Below are 16,383 nucleotides of genomic sequence, written 5' to 3'. Positions count from 1 at the left end.
ACAACTGGAGGGAATGACGGGAATCGAACCCGCGTCTTCAGCTTGGAAGGCTGCATAGAAATGTTGTATTATGCAACAAAAGCCGCCATTTCCGCTGGTCGCCAAAAACCATAAAATGTTACCCATCACCACAGTGGACCACCATCAAACATGGTCATGGATCGACTTTTGGTTCTACTAGAACCAGCGGACAGAGTGAAAGGGAAACACACTCATGCCCCAAGTCAGAAACATCGGAGACCTCAACTTCGACAAGAAAAAAGAGGTCTACTACCGCATCATCGACCTAGGACACCGCCCCAACGGCAACCGCTGGCGCGTCCGCGTCACCGCAAAGACCAAACAGCGCCTAGCGGCCAAGGTCAAAGCCAAACTCAAAGAATTAGAAGACGGCACCTACCAAGCAGGAACCACACCCACACTCAACGAATGGTGGGAATACTGGTGCGACAACATCGCCTACCACCGCGTACGCCCCCGCGTCCTAGGCAACTACCGCTCCTACGGACGAAAGCACATCCCCCACATCGGAAAGAACCGCATAGACACAATCACCCCAGAACACGTACGCCACCTGCACGACAAAATGCGGCAAACAGGTGCCAGTGACCGCACTATCCAAGCCGTCCACGCCACACTGTCCAAGTGCCTAAAAGACGCGGTACATGAGGGCAAGATAACGATTAACCCCTGTGACCGCATGGACAGACCCAAAGCCAACAGTAAGGCCCGAGAAGCCTACTCACAGGCCGAAGCAAAAGCCATTTTGACCACCATGGCAGGTGATAGTCCAATGATGCGCGCCCGGTGGGCACTAGCCCTCACAATGGCTGTACGCCAAGGGGAATGCCTAGGCCTAGAGTGGGACAGGGTAGACCTAGAACGTGGCCTAGTAGACCTGTCATGGCAGATTCAGCGCATCCCATGGGCACACGGGGAGGGCTGCGACTGTGACAGCAACACCACAGCCGCTAGGTGCCCTAAACGTGGCCCAGACGTACCACCGGGCTATGAGTGCCGCCCCTGCCATAAAGGATTGTGGTTTGTGCGGCCTAAGACGGCTACATCGTCACGTGTGCTACCTATGTCGAATGCGTTTCGTGCTGCGATGATGGAGCTGTACCGGGGCCAAGAATCGGGTTTGGTGTTTCATGCGGACGGGAAGCCGATTCTTAACCGTGATGATGATGCGGCGTGGTATGAGCTGTGTGAGCGCGCCGGGGTGCGCAGGATGGTGTTACATACGGCGCGGCATACGGTGATTTCGCACCTGTTGGATGCGGGTGTGGATGCGGAGTTGATTCGGCAGTTTGCGGGGCACTCAACGCTGTTGTCTACCCGTGGGTATTTGCATTCTTCGGAGGATGCTATGCGTGCCGCATTGGATAAGTTGGCGGGCTAGGCGGGGATTCGCATTGTGGTGGTGACTTTTAGGTCACCGTCCACGATGTGGGCTATGGCGATTGTCCATGTTTGTTCGAACGATGGGTTAGGGGTGTTACCGTAGTCGCGCCATGCTTGGGCGGCTTGCTGCGCTTGGGTGGGGGTTAGGTGGGGTGCTGGTTGGGTAATTTTTGCTTGGGGGATTACTAGAAGATCGTATGGTTTATCCTTTGTGTTTGCCGCTTTCATTCTGGTTGTTCCCGTTCTTTAGTTCCTTGACTAATTGCTCGACTAGCTTAGCCTGCGTGGGGGACAGGGTTGTGATGTCGATGGTTCGAACATTAGCACTATTCGAACTAATGTGCGACATGTCGGGCCATTCAGATTGAGGAATTTCAGCAGCTACCAGCAACTCCACCGGATCAACCTGCAATACCCCCGCCAGCTTCAAAACCATATGCGGCTCGATAGTAAAAGGCTTGCCACTATAGCGCTTACCGCGCTCCAACTGTGTAACCCACGTGCGATCGCGACCCATAGCTTCACCCAAGTCCGCCTGGTTAAAGCCCATATTCTTCCTTGCAATGCGCACAATATCTGCCAGTCCAAGATTGTTTCCCATGCCCGATAAATTACACAACATTGCCTGTTGTATCGAATAACACCGCTGGTATTCCCACCTTTTCAGGGCGAAACACAACAAGGAAATGACAAAAGTTGCGTTACAGTGTTGCGTACTGTAACATTCAAGGTGTTGCACAAACTGCCACCAAGCAACACCAACCCCAACCAATAGGAGACAAAATGCCAGAAAAGCGCTACGTGAGCGTCACAACGATGGCCCAAATGTACGAACTATCCAAGAGCTTCATCCGCGACCACATCAAAGCCGGAAACCTCAACGCCACCAACATCTCCACCAACGCAGTAAAACCAGTCTGGCGAATCAGTATCGAAGACGCAGATGACTTCATGGACTTCCTCGCACACCGCGCAGAAATGCAAGAACGCAAACTACTCACTGCGTAAAAAGAACCCGCCACACAAAGCACGGGGACTGCCATCCCCATAAATGTGCCGGGGCAGGTTCACGAATCCCAACCAATAGGAAACGCAAATGAATAATACCACATACGCGCAACTACCCTTAACCACCAACCGCGCAGAATGGCTAGTACAACGCAACGAGGGCATAGGAAGCAGCGACGCATCCGCCATCGCAGGACTATCCACATTCGAATCCCCCTACTCCCTGTGGGAAATTAAGACCGGGCGCGCACCCATCGACCCACCCGTAGACAAGATCACGGAGCGCCTCCGTGAATGGGGAAACCGCCTAGAGCCTGTCATCCTCGACGCAACCGCCGAAGAACTAAACCTAGGCATCATTAAACCAGAAGCAGGCTACAAATCCACCAAACACGATTGGATGCGCTGCAACCTCGACGGCTGGACAGAAGACGGACGAATCTTCGAAGCCAAGACAGTACACCTATCCCAACGCCACAAATGGGACGGCCAGATAGCAGACCACGCCGAAATCCAAGTCACTCATTCCAGCATGGTCATGGGCGCAGATAAGGCAGTAGTAGCCGCACTCATCGCAGGTTCCGAATTGCGAGTCTACGAGTATGACATCAACCCAAACATTCAAGAAATCCTGTTCGACATGGAACAGAAATTCTGGCACTGCGTAGAAAATGACACCCCACCAGATGTTGACGGCCACGCCCGCACCATGGAAACGCTAACCGCTGAATGGGCACACAACCCACAGCCCCGCGAAGTGGAAGCCGAAGACGTACAAGACATCTGGCAAGCATGGGTAGAAGCCGATAAGCGTAAAAAGCAGGCAGAACAAGACATCCGGGAAGCAAAAGCCAAAATGGCGGAACTCATGGACGGTCACGACATGCTCACCACAGGGGAGCGCATCTGGGCTAAAACCCGGCGCGGCAGGCTCAACCTCAACCGACTTGAAACCGACAATCCCGCCCTGGTCGACAAGTACACCCACCCAGTGCCCACGTTCCATACGGACGAATTCAGGGCCAACGACCCAGACACCTACAGCCAATACCAGAACACCAGCATCATCCCAGTAAAGGAGCAGTAATGCCCATTGAAGAATGGCGAGACATTGCCGGGTATGAGGGTATCTACCAAGTTTCTAGCTATGGAAACGTTCGAAGCCTAGATCGCGTAGTCCAGACCAAAATTGGCCCTCAAAAGTGGCGCGGGAAGATTCTAAGACATCGAACCTCCAATTGTGGATACGTTCGCTACAGCCTGAGAAAAAGTGGAAAAACAACAGACAAGCTGGCTCATCATCTTGTCTTAGAAAATTTCGTTGGCCCTCGACCAAAAGGAATGGAGGGGTGTCACAACGATGGAAACAAGTTGAATAACAAGCTGACAAACCTTAGATGGGATACGCCCACTGCGAACAATTATGACCTTGTGAAGCATGGAACTCATCACTGGGCATCAAAGACGCACTGTAATCACGGGCATAACCTTTTCCCAGAAAATCTAACGCGGGTGGGCATCCGTAATGGTGCTAGGCAATGCCTTTCCTGCAATCGCGCTCGTGCACATATTCAACGCCACCCCAATCTGAAACCTCAAATGCAAGAAATTTCAGATTCTTATTACAAGAAAATCCTCGAAGAGATCGGAGCTTAATCATGGGACAGAACTTGGAACAACGTATGGCTGCAAACAACGCCCCTAACAAGCAGGGCAAGCCAACCACCTTGGCAGACCAGATCCGCAACATGGAATCCCAATTCCAGATGGCAGCACCACGCGGAATGGAAGCGCAGCAGCTTGTACGCGATGCGCTTACCTGCCTGCGCCAAACTCCGAAGCTTGCGGAATGTACCCCCCAGTCCGTGTTGGGTGGTCTCATGACCTGCTCCCAGCTTGGTCTGCGTCCCGGCGTACTAGGACACGCCTACCTGCTCCCATTCTGGGACAGGAAGCAAAACGGCATGGTGGCACAGCTGGTAGTTGGCTACCGTGGCCTAGTTGAACTAGCACACCGTTCTGGCAAGATTCAATCCCTCATTGCTCGCACCGTCTATGAGAATGACTACCTAGAAGTTGACTACGGCCTAGAAGACAAGCTAGTCCACAAGCCATGCATGAACGGCCCCAAGGGTGACCCCATCGCCTACTACGCGGTGGCAAAGTTCACCACCGGGGGACACAGCTTCATCGTCATGAGCAAGAACGACATGCTGGCCTACCGCGATGAACACGCCAAAGCGAAGAACAGGGAGGGCAAAGTGTTCGGCCCGTGGGCTGACAACTTCGACGCAATGGCCCATAAGACGTGTGTACGCCAGCTCTCTAAGTGGATGCCCGCATCAACCGACCTGGACAAGGGCATCGCAGCGGACGAAACAGTCCGTGTTGACCTATCCGAATCCGCCCTGGACTACCCACAGCACGTAGACGGCGAAGTAGTAGAAGACAAGCCGGAAAAGCCTGAAGCGGCATAAGGAATCACTAAGCGGGGAGGGGCATCCGCTAACCACACCCCACCCAATCTTCTCCACCAGGGCCTGCCAGCCCCACAACCAACACCCAACCAACAACATGAGAGAACGCAAAAACCCCATCTGTGTACGCCCCAACTGCACCCGCGCACAACCCTCCCACGGCAGATACGAGGGCCTATGTCTCCGCCACGCTAAAGCAGCCGGAATCGTCCAACAACACATCCCTTGGAAGACCGTCCACGCTGAACTAGAGCGAATCCTAGCCGGGGGATGGACACTCAACGCAATCGAAGAAGACCACGCCATCTACGACAGAACGCTGCGCGATATTAAATACCACCGGCGCGACCGCTTCAAAGACTTCACCTACCAGGCGCTAAAAGAAATCCCCACCTTATCCCCATACCGCCGCCCCGCATGGCCGCTCCGCCGCCGCGTCAACGCCCTACGCGCAATCGGAATCCCATTCGCCGAAATAGGCCGCGCAATAGGAGAAGAACCCGAAAAAGTACAGCACCTTTCCTACGACCGCACCAACTGGGCAACCCCACAAATGGACGAAAAGATACGCACCTACTACACCCAGCACGCCCTCGACCCGATACGGAACGTAGACCGGGCCACTAGACAACTTGCACTACCCAAGCCATTCGACTGGAACGACATCGACGATCCGAATGAGTGCCCATGGGTAAGTAGCCCCAAGAGAGCAAAGCCACGCCCTTTACGGAAAGTCACCCCAGCTAAACGCCAACTACTGAACGAAATCGTAGACCACTACGGGGTAACCAAAGCAGCCAAAATACTCAAACTCAATTACAACACCATGAAGAAAATCATGGCCGGGAAAACCCAAAAAGTAGACCGAAAAATCATCCTCCGCATCAACTACCACCATAAGAAAATCCCAACCAACCTTGGACAAGCCGCCTAGGAGACCACCATGCAACTCATGATCGACATCGACCCCCGCGACACCGCCTACTACGCGGAAATCGCCATACACCGGGGCTGGGACGTAGCCGCACACAAAGCCCTAACCCAACTCGCAGCGACGGGGGAGCCATTTACCGCGCATGACTTTAGGGAACTACTAGGGGACGCGAAGCCGCACCACCCGAACACGATTGGCAGTTTCTTCCGCATCGCACGCAAAGACGGACTAATCCGTCCCACAGGCCGATTCATCGAATCCCCAACACCATCCCGGCACGCAGCAGCCGTACGCGAATGGGTAGGAGTAAACCCACAAACAACAAACTTGTAATTACAGGGGCCGGTTACGCAAGTGACGAACAACGCCGCACCTAGCGCATCATCACAAAAATCAACCCCCACAAGGTGACCACACACCTCATAGGGGTCTAACCATCACACAACAGCGACGGGAATGCGCAATGACTAGACCCAAATCTAGCTGCGAATTCCGTTGTCCTGCAACAGAGGGGACAGCACACCATGGCCGTATTCTTCAAAGGCGCACTATCCGACCATTTCTACCAAGCGCCTAACTCACTAGCGCGCACCCCAGGAATCAAGTCCAGGGCCGTACACGTTATGAGCAACCTGCTTACCCACGACCCAGGCTTTGAAATCAGCACCCGCATCATCTCCGAGCAAACGGGCCTATCTAAGCCCACCGTTATGGCTGCTTTAGATGACCTTGCAGAGTTAGGGTTCCTCACTCGAATTAGGGTTCCGGGGGAGCAGGGGCGCTTTGATTCATTCGATTACGAATTGGACTTGTACAACATTCCAGAGGTTCAGCAGCGCGTAACGCCGGTAAAGAATGTTTACCAGGGGAGCCAACAGCCGGTAAAGAAACTTGACCAGGCACCGGTAAAAGATTTTTACCAGGCCCCGGTAAAGAATTTTGACCGTATAGAACAACAACTAAAACACCAAGAAGAACAACAAGAAGAAAACGATCACATCAACCAAAAGGTTGATGAACCAACCGACCACGACTTCAACGAATTCTGGAACACCGTCCCCCGCAAAGTCTCCAAAAAAGCCGCACGCAAAGCATGGGACAAAGCAACCAAAACAACCAACCCCCAAACCATCATCAACGCCATGCGCCGATACCGCGACGACCCCAACCGCAACCCCGCATACACCAAACACCCCACCACATGGCTCAACCAAGGCTGCTGGGAAGACGACCCACTCCCACCCAAACCAACCACCCACACCAAAACAAAATCCCAACGCTACCTAGAACTAGGAGAACGCCTAGCCCAAGAAGCAGAAGCCAAACAAACCCAACACACCCAACACTTAAAAGAACTCAACTGCCCCTTTTAGGAAAACATGCCAACCCCACAACACACACGACTAGCCGCCAACATCATCGCCTACGGCGCAGCAGCCGCACCCGCCAAATTCCCCAAAGATGACCCCATCGTCCTCAACGTCTGGGCAGACGTACTCGAAACCATCAACCTTCCCGAAGACATCTGGCCCGAAGCAATCCGCTACTGGGCAGCAACCACCCAAACAGACCACATGGCAGGCCCCTGGGACATCATCAACGCCGCCAAGCAGGTCATCAAGCAGTGGGAACACGACCCCACAAAGAAATACATCCTCGAAGCCCACAGGTGGAAACACCGCGTCAACCGCGCCAAACGCAACTACGGAACCCAATTCCGCCTAGACAAAGTAATCCCACCCCCATGGTGGACAGGCATCGACACCACCCAAGACCCCACCGACCAAGACACAAAAGAAATCGCCCGCGCCGGGTGGCACAACGCCCAAAACCAACCAGAACCAACCAACCTAGCCCCCGCCGAAATCATCCAAAAAGCCCACAACCGACAGAAAGCACTCAACTAATGCGCGTACGCAAAACCCGCAACAGCACCAACATCACCCCACAAATCTGGAACGAAGCAGGATTTAGAGACCTCACCCACACAGCCCAATGGCTATTCCTCACCATCGGCACACTCCCCGAACTCGACTGGTCAGGATGCCTAGACTACAACCCCCACAAACTCGCAGCCCTCAACACCAACCTCACACCGGAAGACATCGAAACAGCCGCACAAGAACTCCACAAACACGGATGGGTACTACTCGACTCCGGCACCCAAGAAATCTACCTACGCGGCTACCAAACCATGGGCACCCACCTACGCCACGCCAACATGGGCAAAGCACTAGCCGCCGCCCTAGACCTCGTCTACTCCCGCCCCATCCGCCGTGAAATCATCGCAGAACTCCACGCCCTCCAAGCCAAAGAAACCTACAACAGCGCACTCCAAATCCCCGAAATACAACAACTCATCACAGGCTACTTGCAAGAAACGGGGCAAAACACCGGCCAGCAAGCCCGCTAAGTGACAAACAGGTGTTGTGTGGCATAACTGGTCGGGGAGGATACTTCAACCGCTTAGAATGGCTTGCAGCGCGTTTGGTGGAATTGTTACCCACAGCCACAAGTTCGAATCGAACAACAAAAGTTGCGTTGAGGGACAACATGCCGTAACATTTGTTATGCAAGCAAGAAAGGGAGCTGCCACTCCCCAAAACCCAACCAAAGGAAACACACATGGGAATCGGATACGTCCTATCCATCGTAGGAATCGGCATCGCAGGACTCATAAACTCCATCGCCCGCGAAAACCAACGCAAAGAAAACGCCCTAGCAAGGATGCACAGTGAAACGAATTGCCGCACTCACCATCGCCCTAGCGCTCCCACTCGCCGGGTGCTCCACCATGAACCAACAAACACGCGACTGCACCATCACCGGCAAAGAAGCCACACGTAACGGGGACGCAAACCAATACCGCATCTACACCCAACAATGCGGAACCCTCAAAGTCGCAGACGCAATCACCCTAGGACGCTGGGACAGCGCAGACCTCTACGCCACCATCCAACCCGGCCACACCTACACCATCACCACAGGCGGATACCGAATCGGAATCGCCAACGAATTCCCCAACATCATCGAAGCCACGGAGAAACAATGAACAGTCACGAAACACTAACCAAATTCGCGCAACACTACCGCGACGATGCCCGCATCATCCGCAGCACCAGGGGCACAAACCTCACCGCATTCGATATTGGCGACTTCCACATCGAAGCATCCAACAGCGATGACAACCCCAGCATCTTTTGCGACCTGTACCACAACTACACCCTGATTACGTCCATCAACAGTGGAGACCTACAAGAACTCCACACCACCATTGATGACACCATCACCGACTTTAAGGAAGATGCAGCATGACCAACATCGTCACCCCACGAGTACAGCTACTTGCTCACACCCGCATTGATGAGAAAGCAATCAGTGAGTACATGAGTATCCAGGACGCATCAACGGATGCGGAAACGTTGCTCACGATGGCCGGGCGTAATTGCTACCGCTCATTTCACCGCCCGAATGAAGCAACCTATGATGATGCGGACTACCTGCGCCGCACGCTAGGAGACCAAGGTCACTGGTCGATTGCCGAGCATGCCACCGCAACGTTGTACTTCACCGGCGTTAGCCGAGCTTTCCTCGCCGAGCTAACCCGCCACCGGCACCTAAGTTTCAGCGTCGAATCGCAGCGCTACATCAACGCAGGTGATGCCAGCATCGTCATGCCGCCAGCATTAGTAAACACCAAACCAGAACTACAAGATTACTACCGCGTTACCGCCGAAGTAGCAATCGCCGACTACACCGTCATGCAACGAGATCTCGATGAACTCCCGAAGAAGCAGCGCAACGAAGCCGCCCGCGCAGTACTCCCAAACTGCATCGAGACCCGCATGGTCGTATCGGGCAACCTCCGCGCTTGGAACGAGGTAATCCAACGCCGCACACAACCAGACGCGGACGCAGAAATCCAAGAAGTCATGCGACTAGCCAAGCAAGCCCTGCACACCGTCTCGCCCATCATCTTCCCCAAGGAGAACAACTAATGAGCCAACCAACCCGTAAGCAGACTATCGAAGCACACGACGCTCTAAAGAAGCTAGAGAACGCAGCATACCGCGGGGAAAAAGAGTGGAATTCTATTTACTGGAAGAACCTTATCCTCGCAGCCCTACCACCCAAACCTGCTCCCACGATGGCCGACATTGAATGGGATAGCGAGCAACACTACCTAGCGGAAGCAGAAACAGAAAACGGCATCAAGGTAGTAATGCTCTCCCAAGATGAGAACGTCATTAAGTGCATCCAGCCACCAAACGCGGGGGACGTAGTAATAAGACTCCCCAAGAAAGAACTCACCCCAACCGGTCGCCACTACACACCCACCCAACCCCAGGAGGACTAATGCTCAACACTCAACACGATGACTACACCCATCTCACCGCCGAAGACTGGGGCGCGTGGCTACTCGCACACAACCACTGCAAGCAAAACAACCTCAATTCCCTAGATGACACCACATTCCTACAAGTCAGTCGCATGACCACCATGGAAACCTACAGTCACCTAGAAACAGCAGGCCTAATCGAAAAAACCGAAACCGGCGAAACCCACATCAACCAACCAAAGGAGAACCAGTAATGGCAGGCGAAACCCCAATCACCATTGTTGGCAACATCGTTGCAGAACCCGAACTACGATTCACGCCAGCAGGTGCCGCTGTGTGCAACTTCCGCGTCGCATCCACCCCACGTCGCTATAACTCGCAGACGCAACAGTGGGAAGACGGCGAAGCAATGTTCCTCACCTGCAACGCCTGGAAACAACTAGGGGAGAACACAGCAGAATCCCTAGCTAAGGGCATGCGTGTCATCGTGACCGGCAAGCTAAAGCAGCGCAGTTTCCAAACCCGCGAGGGCGAGAACCGAAGTGTCTTCGAGATCGACGTGGAGGAAGTAGGCCCATCCCTGCGCTACGCCACCGCACAGGTCAACCGCAACCCACAGCAAGGCGGACAGCAGACCAACCAGCAGCAGGCCCCCAACCAGCAGCAGGCGCAACAGAACGCACAGCAAGGCCTAGGCGCACAACAGGCAAATGACCCATGGCAATCCCAAGGCGGATTCAGCGGCCAGGGCAGTAACGATGAAGTGCCTTTTTAGGGAGCGATGATGGAGAAGCGAAACTACAAGTACGCGGACTACAAGCAATCCCTAGTAGACGCGTATGACCCAGACCCCAACGACGGATGGCTACCATTCCCAGGCCAAACCGGCCTAACCACTGGGGTAAAAGGAACCTACCGAAGCCGCATCAAAAACGATGACTTCTTCGGCCCAGGCTTCACAGCCAAGGTGCGCAACGGGCACCTGTACGCAAAATACGTAGGCACCAACAACTAGGAGGGCCAACATGGCATCACTATCCAACGTGGAATCCATCGTTAATTACATTGCGAGTGGACTATCCACCACCGTGAAAACCAAGTTCACCAACAATGATTCTGGTTACGCAGCGGCAAACGGATCATTCGACGACCAGACCCGCTTCAATGTCCTAGAAGTGGATGAAACGCGTACCGATGTTGTGCAGCTAACTATTTCGTCTGGTACGTCGCTGGAGCTGACTATTAACAAAGCCACCAGTAATCAGCTGATTGCGGACAAGATGGTTGCGGCGATTAAGACTGTTAGCTAAAAGTTGCGTTACATAACTACGTAGGGTAACATTTGTTGTGTAAGGCGGGGCTGCCACCCCGCACCACCCAACCAAAAGGAAACAACATGAACGCCTACACCTGTAGCAGCGCCCTCCACCTCGACCAAGCAGCACGCAGCGAAGACAACTACCACAACTGCGAAGTTATCGCCACCCTCTGGCACGAAGACGGCCCCGACACCACCCACGGACTACTTATGAGCGCCCCAATGGACGATGACCGCCCCGACTTCATCACAGCATGGGACGAGGGCTACTACACCCCCGCAGACCCGGACGCTTTCAACGCTGCCATGAGTGACCAGCCAGAACTGGGCGAACTGGACTACTGGGACGGAGTCAGCGACGAGTTCGACAGCATTTACCCACCCAGCAACTTGATCCTCAAGCTCCGCGCCCAACGAGAAAACCAGTAAAGCGCCTCCCCTAAGCCAGCGGACACCACCGCTGGCAACACCACCCGCAAGGAGAACCAATGACCAACCTTTTTGACTGCATCGCCAACAACACCGCCCGCTACTTCACCCACCAGGGCATCAACTGCATGACACAGCTGGGGCCGTTCACCATCAACGGTTATGTTGAGCTGCCCGAAAACCATCCGTGGCTAGATAAGGGAGACCTACAGGACTTCTTCGACGTGGACGTACACGGTGGAATCAGCTTCCACGAAGGCCGCGTAATCGGATTCGACACCAACCACCTCGGAGACGGACACCACCCCGAAGCCCAGCACGCTAACCCAAAAATAGCTTTCTTTCATGGCGAGCACGTCCACACCTGGACATGGGCAGAAGTCGAAGCAGAAACCCGCAAACTAGCAGACCAAGCAAAGGAAGCACACAATGCCTAACCCAACACGAGCACAAATACTCAACGCGCACGAAGCGCTAGAGGAACTAAAGAACGTAGCGCTGAGCGCCGCCGACTTCTGCGGCGACACGGAGAAGTACTTGGCATGGAAGAGCGAAATTATCGCTGCCCTCCCACCCAAACCACAACCCACCATGAACGAAATCGAATGGGACGACAACAAGCACTACCTCGCAGAAGCAGAACACCCTACATTCGGCAAGGTCATCATGCTTTTCCAAAATGTGGACACAGGAAATATTTTCGTCAATTTCTATAAAGATGGCGAGCGGAATCTTGTTTATGGAACACCTGAATACCTCACCCCGACTGGCAAGCGCTACACACTCACGGAGGTACAGGAATGAGAAAACCGCCCCATCACAATTCTCATTGTGAGCGGGGACGGTGTGCGTACAACCAAGCCTACAACACTAGGAGACCCCACCAATGACTGACCTCACCACCACCCACCTGAAACACCTACTCGAACAGGCCACACCCGGGCCGTGGACTGTAGAAGACGACGGTTACGACATCATCGTCGGCAACGCCGAAGGCCACCGCATGGGATGGGGTGACCAGGTGCGTTTCAAGTTCGAAGCCGGAGACAAGAAGCACGATACCGCCCTCGCCGCCCTCGCACCGGAGCTTGCCGAAGAAGTAATCCGACTACGGGAAGAATTGCAGGAACTCCGCGACCAGCTCAAAAAGAAAAGCGAATGCTACAGCAAAGTGGAACTCTCAACAGACCCACTGGACGGCATACAGCTTGAAGACAACTACGCGGAAGACGAAATTAGCCGCATCCTAGGAGACCACGATGAATAGGTATGGAATCCAGAGTGCCCTTTTCTCGGACGCAATCCACGTAGGGGAACTCAACAAAACCGGCGCAGCATTTACTAGCAAAGAGGACTGCACAGACCAGGTACTCGCCGCAGTAATCGAATACATCACCCGTCACCACGGCGGGGAAGTTTCCGGCCAATACGGAGACGGAACCAAAGTCACTATCACCATCAAGAAAGAAGCTCACGATGAATAACCAAGACCAGGCCGCAAAGGTAATCCGCACATGGCAACAGCGGCATAAGTATGCAATGGATTATAACCCAGACTGGGCTGCACAAAACCTCGCAGGAGACCTCAACAACGCAGGCCTAATCATCCCAGACCTACCAGAGCCGAACGACCCAAGCATTTTCGTACCAGACGGCAAAGGATGGATACCTGGAGGGCCACACGGGCCTAGCGTGTGGACAGCACCAGGCAGCCCAATCATGGTGCAGCGTCTCGAACCCGGCGACCTCACCCCCGAAGAAGCCCGTGGTGTCGCCTACGCACTACTCGCAGCAGCACAATACGCGGAGGAAGCATGAGCCTCTGGTACGTCTACAAAGACCGCGAGGATAGGGCGCGGCAGTGGTTCGCCATACCCATCCACGCGGAATGGTGGGAGAAACCCCAAGGTCGGCGCTTCCCCCAATGGCACATGGCCCTCGACTACGCCAACCACATGGCCCGCACCACCCCGCCCAAAACCACCATCAAAGACCCCAGCGGAGCCGTCTGCGACCTCACCGCCACGGTCAGCTACCGAAACTCCATCTATCTCAAAGCAGGCGACGATACCTTTTCCCTCGCACGACACGAATGGGAACCACTGGCACGATTCCTACTCACGGAAGCATACCGCCCGGAGGAAGCATGAACGTAATCATTATCGTCGGGGCGTGCGCAGCCACATTTAGCGCCACCACCCTCGGCCTCATTCAAATCGCCAGGCGGGCAAAGTGGCGGCAGAAGCCTGACCTCGCCCCCACGCTCACCTATACCGCATTAGCAGCCATTCTATGGACAGGAGCCATCCAGCTATGACCACCCTCGCAGACATGACCGTACAAGAACGCGCACAGAGCCGAGGAATGTGGTGCTACATCTTTGACCGAGAAGGAGAGCCACCTACCGGAGAGGGAATTATCGCCGGATACAAGGAATCCGATGACGGACGAACCTTAGCAGTGATTGACCACCCTCATCCAGACGCAGGAAAGTGGGGCTATGAACTTAATAAAGTTAGTTCTCGCCCCGAGCTACCACGCGCATGGAAGCCAAACGGACAGCCACTAGAAGCAGATTGGCAGTACGCGGAATACCGACCCGGAGTTAACCGTGGGTTCTACACCATCGAAGAGACCATAGAAAAAGGCCCAGAAATGGCGGAAGGAACCACCATGGCCCGCCGCTGGATAGGAGACTGGGAGGAAGCATGACGCTGGCTAGGCGACGGCACTAATCCCCAGACGTTTCTTAATCGCTTTCTTCCACATCATTTTTTGCTTGATGAACTAGAACTACAAAAGTAACTAGGAAGAGCACAATGTTATTAGCTATCTCCGCAACTGAAACAATCCCAATCGGAGAGTTAATAGCCGTAAAAAAGCTACTAGATGCAGTCCTGTAAGCATCCATGATGATTTCAATCTTTGATTCAGACGGAAGTGAATCCCATTTATCTTTAGGAGCTTTAATGGACTCACGCACGGCTTCTTGAGTTCCGGCGGCTATATCGTCCGCTTCTTCTGGGTTATTCTCTACAAATTCTTCAACCGCGTTAGGGGCTTCATCGTCTTCTGGCGCGGCTTCTGCATCTGCCTGGCGCTGCATAGTGGATAGTTCCGCAGCACGTTTCATAATTCTTTTAATGGCTGGGTGGGCACTACTTATGCCCATTAGTTCTCTGTTTAGTTTCTGAATGTTCAGATTGAGCGCGGCTAGGGCATCGCTGTTCACTGAATCTCGTGCTTGTTTGGCGATTTTGTCGGGGGATGATGGCGGAAGTTTTATCTGTGTGTAGCTTTTCGACCAATCGATGGCGACTTGGTTCTGTTCTGAGATTTTGCCAATCTTTTCGATGTTTACGGTTAGATGTTTGACTTGATCGGGGGACAAGCCGCCAACTTTTGTGGAGTCGATGGACAGGAATTTGGAGAGCCTTTTCATTAGCTCAGTCTGTTCTTTAAGGAACTTGTCGTACCAGTTGCTGAAATAGTTTCCGTAGGCATCCATAGTTTCATCCAAGCACAAGGTGGGGGTGAGGGGTTAAAGATGCGATTCGTTAAAATTGTGCTAGCAAACAATCTGGGATAACATTTGTTGTGTAAGGAAACGGAGCCGCTGCCACGGCTCAATCCCAACCAAAAGGAAACAATCATGCAAAAAGACTGGTACTACTTCGACGACCACCTAACCGGCGAAACCACCACCCTCACCACCGGGGAAACCGCTACCGTCATTTCACCCAACGAATGGCGCATCAAAGGCCGCTGTGGCTACTACACCACCCAAAACATCGTAGACATCAACAACGGCAAGCAGGTGGCCTAATGACAACGGCAACCATCGACCACACTGCCACCATGCTGAACATGAACCACTGGTGGCAAAACGCCCAATGCAAAGGCCAACCCATCAAAAACTACGACCTCAAAGGCCAGGTCAACAAGCCCGCCATCGCACGTGAACTCTGCGCCGGATGCCCCGTCAAACCACAATGCGCCTACGACGCACTGCAACACGGAGACAATGGACTAGTACGCGGCGGCGTATGGATACCAGACGAAACAAGCCTAGCCATGCGACACGAACGCGAAGCAGTAACAGACGCACTCTATGAAGTCGTACTAGAGGGCGTGTAAGCATGAAAACCTACTACGCCCAAGAAGACCCAACCGATGAGGTAGTGGACGTACAAGTCGAAGAACACCCCCTAAACACCCCAGCAGGTACACCATTCATCGCATCAGTGTGCAGCGGAATCCCACAACTCGTAGTACGCACACACCACACCAATGAACTACAAGCCTGGTGGTACCTCAACGGCAACGAGTGGCTACAAACCGACCACCAAGACCTAGGGCCTGACCCCCGGAAAGTGGACACGTCGGGGGTTAGCTATGCTGCTCTAGTCAGTGTAGCTGAATTCTCGGCTTCAAAGACGTCAGGAGCTGAAAGATTGCACCAGGAGTGCCGTCG

The 16,383-nt window shown here is 53.8% G+C and carries 31 protein-coding genes and 1 pseudogene; 30 read left to right on the top strand and 2 right to left on the bottom strand.

What is annotated here, in order from left to right:
- The first annotated feature begins 214 nt into the window (after positions 1 to 214).
- Positions 215 to 1,402 carry a tyrosine-type recombinase/integrase gene (locus tag RAE07_RS11735; RefSeq protein ID WP_317001908.1) on the top strand — a complete coding sequence of 396 codons (1,188 nt, stop codon included), beginning with the start codon at positions 215 to 217 and terminating at the stop codon, positions 1,400 to 1,402.
- Positions 1,403 to 1,606: 204 nt separating this feature from the next.
- Here RAE07_RS11735 and RAE07_RS11730 read toward each other — a convergent pair whose 3' ends face one another.
- A complete protein-coding gene (locus tag RAE07_RS11730; protein WP_248099453.1) occupies positions 1,607 to 2,005 on the bottom strand; it encodes a helix-turn-helix domain-containing protein in 399 nt (132 codons plus the stop codon).
- Between the two features lie 182 nt (positions 2,006 to 2,187).
- On the opposite strand from RAE07_RS11730, the gene RAE07_RS11725 reads away from it, so the two are divergent.
- The 26 genes from RAE07_RS11725 to RAE07_RS11600 all read left to right on the top strand — a co-directional run bounded on the left by RAE07_RS11725 (position 2,188) and on the right by RAE07_RS11600 (position 14,621).
- The gene (locus RAE07_RS11725) at positions 2,188 to 2,412 is read left to right on the top strand and encodes a DNA-binding protein (protein WP_317001907.1); all 225 of its coding nucleotides are present in this window, start codon (positions 2,188 to 2,190) and stop codon (positions 2,410 to 2,412) included.
- A gap of 88 nt (positions 2,413 to 2,500) precedes the next feature.
- The gene (locus RAE07_RS11720; RefSeq protein ID WP_317001906.1) at positions 2,501 to 3,499 is read left to right on the top strand and encodes a YqaJ viral recombinase family nuclease; all 999 of its coding nucleotides are present in this window, start codon (positions 2,501 to 2,503) and stop codon (positions 3,497 to 3,499) included.
- Complete coding sequence (locus RAE07_RS11715) at positions 3,499 to 4,068, top strand: NUMOD4 motif-containing HNH endonuclease (protein ID WP_317001905.1); 570 nt, start codon at positions 3,499 to 3,501, stop codon at positions 4,066 to 4,068. Before RAE07_RS11720 ends, RAE07_RS11715 begins: the two co-directional genes overlap by 1 nt.
- A 2-nt stretch (positions 4,069 to 4,070) precedes the next feature.
- Positions 4,071 to 4,889 carry a recombination protein RecT gene (recT, locus tag RAE07_RS11710; protein WP_317001904.1) on the top strand — a complete coding sequence of 273 codons (819 nt, stop codon included), beginning with the start codon at positions 4,071 to 4,073 and terminating at the stop codon, positions 4,887 to 4,889.
- Positions 4,890 to 4,986: 97 nt separating this feature from the next.
- Positions 4,987 to 5,823 carry a hypothetical protein gene (locus tag RAE07_RS11705; RefSeq protein ID WP_317001903.1) on the top strand — a complete coding sequence of 279 codons (837 nt, stop codon included), beginning with the start codon at positions 4,987 to 4,989 and terminating at the stop codon, positions 5,821 to 5,823.
- A 9-nt stretch (positions 5,824 to 5,832) separates the two neighbouring features.
- Positions 5,833 to 6,156: a hypothetical protein gene (locus RAE07_RS11700; RefSeq protein ID WP_317001902.1), complete on the top strand. Its 324-nt coding sequence runs from the start codon at positions 5,833 to 5,835 to the stop codon at positions 6,154 to 6,156.
- A 290-nt stretch (positions 6,157 to 6,446) separates the two neighbouring features.
- Positions 6,447 to 7,196, top strand: coding sequence for an LvrA C-terminal domain-related protein (locus RAE07_RS11695; protein ID WP_317001901.1), 750 nt, complete (start codon positions 6,447 to 6,449; stop codon positions 7,194 to 7,196).
- Positions 7,197 to 7,202: 6 nt separating this feature from the next.
- Positions 7,203 to 7,730 (top strand): hypothetical protein, encoded by a 528-nt coding sequence (locus RAE07_RS11690; RefSeq protein WP_317001900.1) that lies wholly within the window; start codon positions 7,203 to 7,205, stop codon positions 7,728 to 7,730.
- The gene (locus RAE07_RS11685) at positions 7,730 to 8,236 is read left to right on the top strand and encodes a hypothetical protein (RefSeq protein ID WP_317001899.1); all 507 of its coding nucleotides are present in this window, start codon (positions 7,730 to 7,732) and stop codon (positions 8,234 to 8,236) included. The genes RAE07_RS11690 and RAE07_RS11685 overlap by 1 nt, the downstream gene beginning before the upstream one ends.
- Before the next feature lie 321 nt (positions 8,237 to 8,557).
- Entirely contained in the window at positions 8,558 to 8,875 is a 318-nt protein-coding gene (locus RAE07_RS11680) for a hypothetical protein (protein ID WP_317001898.1), read from the top strand.
- Entirely contained in the window at positions 8,872 to 9,138 is a 267-nt protein-coding gene (locus RAE07_RS11675) for a hypothetical protein (RefSeq protein ID WP_317001897.1), read from the top strand. The genes RAE07_RS11680 and RAE07_RS11675 overlap by 4 nt, the downstream gene beginning before the upstream one ends.
- Positions 9,135 to 9,821 carry an FAD-dependent thymidylate synthase gene (thyX, locus tag RAE07_RS11670; RefSeq protein WP_317001896.1) on the top strand — a complete coding sequence of 229 codons (687 nt, stop codon included), beginning with the start codon at positions 9,135 to 9,137 and terminating at the stop codon, positions 9,819 to 9,821. Before RAE07_RS11675 ends, thyX begins: the two co-directional genes overlap by 4 nt.
- Entirely contained in the window at positions 9,821 to 10,180 is a 360-nt protein-coding gene (locus RAE07_RS11665; protein WP_317001895.1) for a hypothetical protein, read from the top strand. Before thyX ends, RAE07_RS11665 begins: the two co-directional genes overlap by 1 nt.
- Positions 10,180 to 10,416: a hypothetical protein gene (locus RAE07_RS11660; RefSeq protein WP_317001894.1), complete on the top strand. Its 237-nt coding sequence runs from the start codon at positions 10,180 to 10,182 to the stop codon at positions 10,414 to 10,416. The genes RAE07_RS11665 and RAE07_RS11660 overlap by 1 nt, the downstream gene beginning before the upstream one ends.
- The gene (locus RAE07_RS11655) at positions 10,416 to 10,937 is read left to right on the top strand and encodes a single-stranded DNA-binding protein (protein ID WP_317001893.1); all 522 of its coding nucleotides are present in this window, start codon (positions 10,416 to 10,418) and stop codon (positions 10,935 to 10,937) included. The genes RAE07_RS11660 and RAE07_RS11655 overlap by 1 nt, the downstream gene beginning before the upstream one ends.
- 6 nt (positions 10,938 to 10,943) lie before the next feature.
- Positions 10,944 to 11,177 carry a hypothetical protein gene (locus RAE07_RS11650; RefSeq protein ID WP_317001892.1) on the top strand — a complete coding sequence of 78 codons (234 nt, stop codon included), beginning with the start codon at positions 10,944 to 10,946 and terminating at the stop codon, positions 11,175 to 11,177.
- A 10-nt stretch (positions 11,178 to 11,187) separates the two neighbouring features.
- Complete coding sequence (locus RAE07_RS11645) at positions 11,188 to 11,472, top strand: hypothetical protein (RefSeq protein ID WP_317001891.1); 285 nt, start codon at positions 11,188 to 11,190, stop codon at positions 11,470 to 11,472.
- Between the two features lie 86 nt (positions 11,473 to 11,558).
- On the top strand, positions 11,559 to 11,909 hold the full coding sequence (locus RAE07_RS11640; protein ID WP_317001890.1) for a hypothetical protein: 351 nt from the start codon (positions 11,559 to 11,561) through the stop codon (positions 11,907 to 11,909).
- A gap of 59 nt (positions 11,910 to 11,968) precedes the next feature.
- Positions 11,969 to 12,346 (top strand): hypothetical protein, encoded by a 378-nt coding sequence (locus tag RAE07_RS11635; RefSeq protein ID WP_317001889.1) that lies wholly within the window; start codon positions 11,969 to 11,971, stop codon positions 12,344 to 12,346.
- Entirely contained in the window at positions 12,339 to 12,713 is a 375-nt protein-coding gene (locus RAE07_RS11630) for a hypothetical protein (RefSeq protein WP_317001888.1), read from the top strand. The genes RAE07_RS11635 and RAE07_RS11630 overlap by 8 nt, the downstream gene beginning before the upstream one ends.
- An 82-nt stretch (positions 12,714 to 12,795) precedes the next feature.
- On the top strand, positions 12,796 to 13,176 hold the full coding sequence (locus RAE07_RS11625) for an XkdD/Y8K6 family phage-associated protein (protein WP_317001887.1): 381 nt from the start codon (positions 12,796 to 12,798) through the stop codon (positions 13,174 to 13,176).
- Positions 13,169 to 13,393 carry a DUF7446 family protein gene (locus tag RAE07_RS11620; RefSeq protein ID WP_317001886.1) on the top strand — a complete coding sequence of 75 codons (225 nt, stop codon included), beginning with the start codon at positions 13,169 to 13,171 and terminating at the stop codon, positions 13,391 to 13,393. The genes RAE07_RS11625 and RAE07_RS11620 overlap by 8 nt, the downstream gene beginning before the upstream one ends.
- Positions 13,386 to 13,727 (top strand): hypothetical protein, encoded by a 342-nt coding sequence (locus RAE07_RS11615; RefSeq protein ID WP_317001885.1) that lies wholly within the window; start codon positions 13,386 to 13,388, stop codon positions 13,725 to 13,727. The genes RAE07_RS11620 and RAE07_RS11615 overlap by 8 nt, the downstream gene beginning before the upstream one ends.
- On the top strand, positions 13,724 to 14,059 hold the full coding sequence (locus tag RAE07_RS11610; protein ID WP_317001884.1) for a hypothetical protein: 336 nt from the start codon (positions 13,724 to 13,726) through the stop codon (positions 14,057 to 14,059). Before RAE07_RS11615 ends, RAE07_RS11610 begins: the two co-directional genes overlap by 4 nt.
- Positions 14,056 to 14,226 carry a hypothetical protein gene (locus RAE07_RS11605; protein WP_317001883.1) on the top strand — a complete coding sequence of 57 codons (171 nt, stop codon included), beginning with the start codon at positions 14,056 to 14,058 and terminating at the stop codon, positions 14,224 to 14,226. The genes RAE07_RS11610 and RAE07_RS11605 overlap by 4 nt, the downstream gene beginning before the upstream one ends.
- Positions 14,223 to 14,621, top strand: coding sequence for a hypothetical protein (locus RAE07_RS11600; RefSeq protein WP_317001882.1), 399 nt, complete (start codon positions 14,223 to 14,225; stop codon positions 14,619 to 14,621). Before RAE07_RS11605 ends, RAE07_RS11600 begins: the two co-directional genes overlap by 4 nt.
- A gap of 37 nt (positions 14,622 to 14,658) precedes the next feature.
- Here RAE07_RS11600 and RAE07_RS11595 read toward each other — a convergent pair whose 3' ends face one another.
- Positions 14,659 to 15,417: a hypothetical protein gene (locus tag RAE07_RS11595; protein WP_317001881.1), complete on the bottom strand. Its 759-nt coding sequence runs from the start codon at positions 15,415 to 15,417 to the stop codon at positions 14,659 to 14,661.
- Between the two features lie 144 nt (positions 15,418 to 15,561).
- On the opposite strand from RAE07_RS11595, the gene RAE07_RS11590 reads away from it, so the two are divergent.
- The 3 genes and pseudogenes from RAE07_RS11590 to RAE07_RS11580 form a co-directional block, all read left to right on the top strand.
- A complete protein-coding gene (locus RAE07_RS11590) occupies positions 15,562 to 15,735 on the top strand; it encodes a hypothetical protein (protein ID WP_317001880.1) in 174 nt (57 codons plus the stop codon).
- The gene (locus RAE07_RS11585; protein WP_317001879.1) at positions 15,735 to 16,046 is read left to right on the top strand and encodes a WhiB family transcriptional regulator; all 312 of its coding nucleotides are present in this window, start codon (positions 15,735 to 15,737) and stop codon (positions 16,044 to 16,046) included. The genes RAE07_RS11590 and RAE07_RS11585 overlap by 1 nt, the downstream gene beginning before the upstream one ends.
- A 2-nt stretch (positions 16,047 to 16,048) precedes the next feature.
- Positions 16,049 to 16,383 (top strand): annotated as a pseudogene (locus tag RAE07_RS11580) (hypothetical protein); the annotation flags it as partial.

This window comes from Corynebacterium nasorum, assembly GCF_032821635.1.
GTDB lineage: Bacteria > Actinomycetota > Actinomycetes > Mycobacteriales > Mycobacteriaceae > Corynebacterium > Corynebacterium kefirresidentii.
The sequence above is the reverse complement of the archived record's forward strand: the minus strand, read 5'-3'. Positions and strand labels throughout refer to the sequence as shown.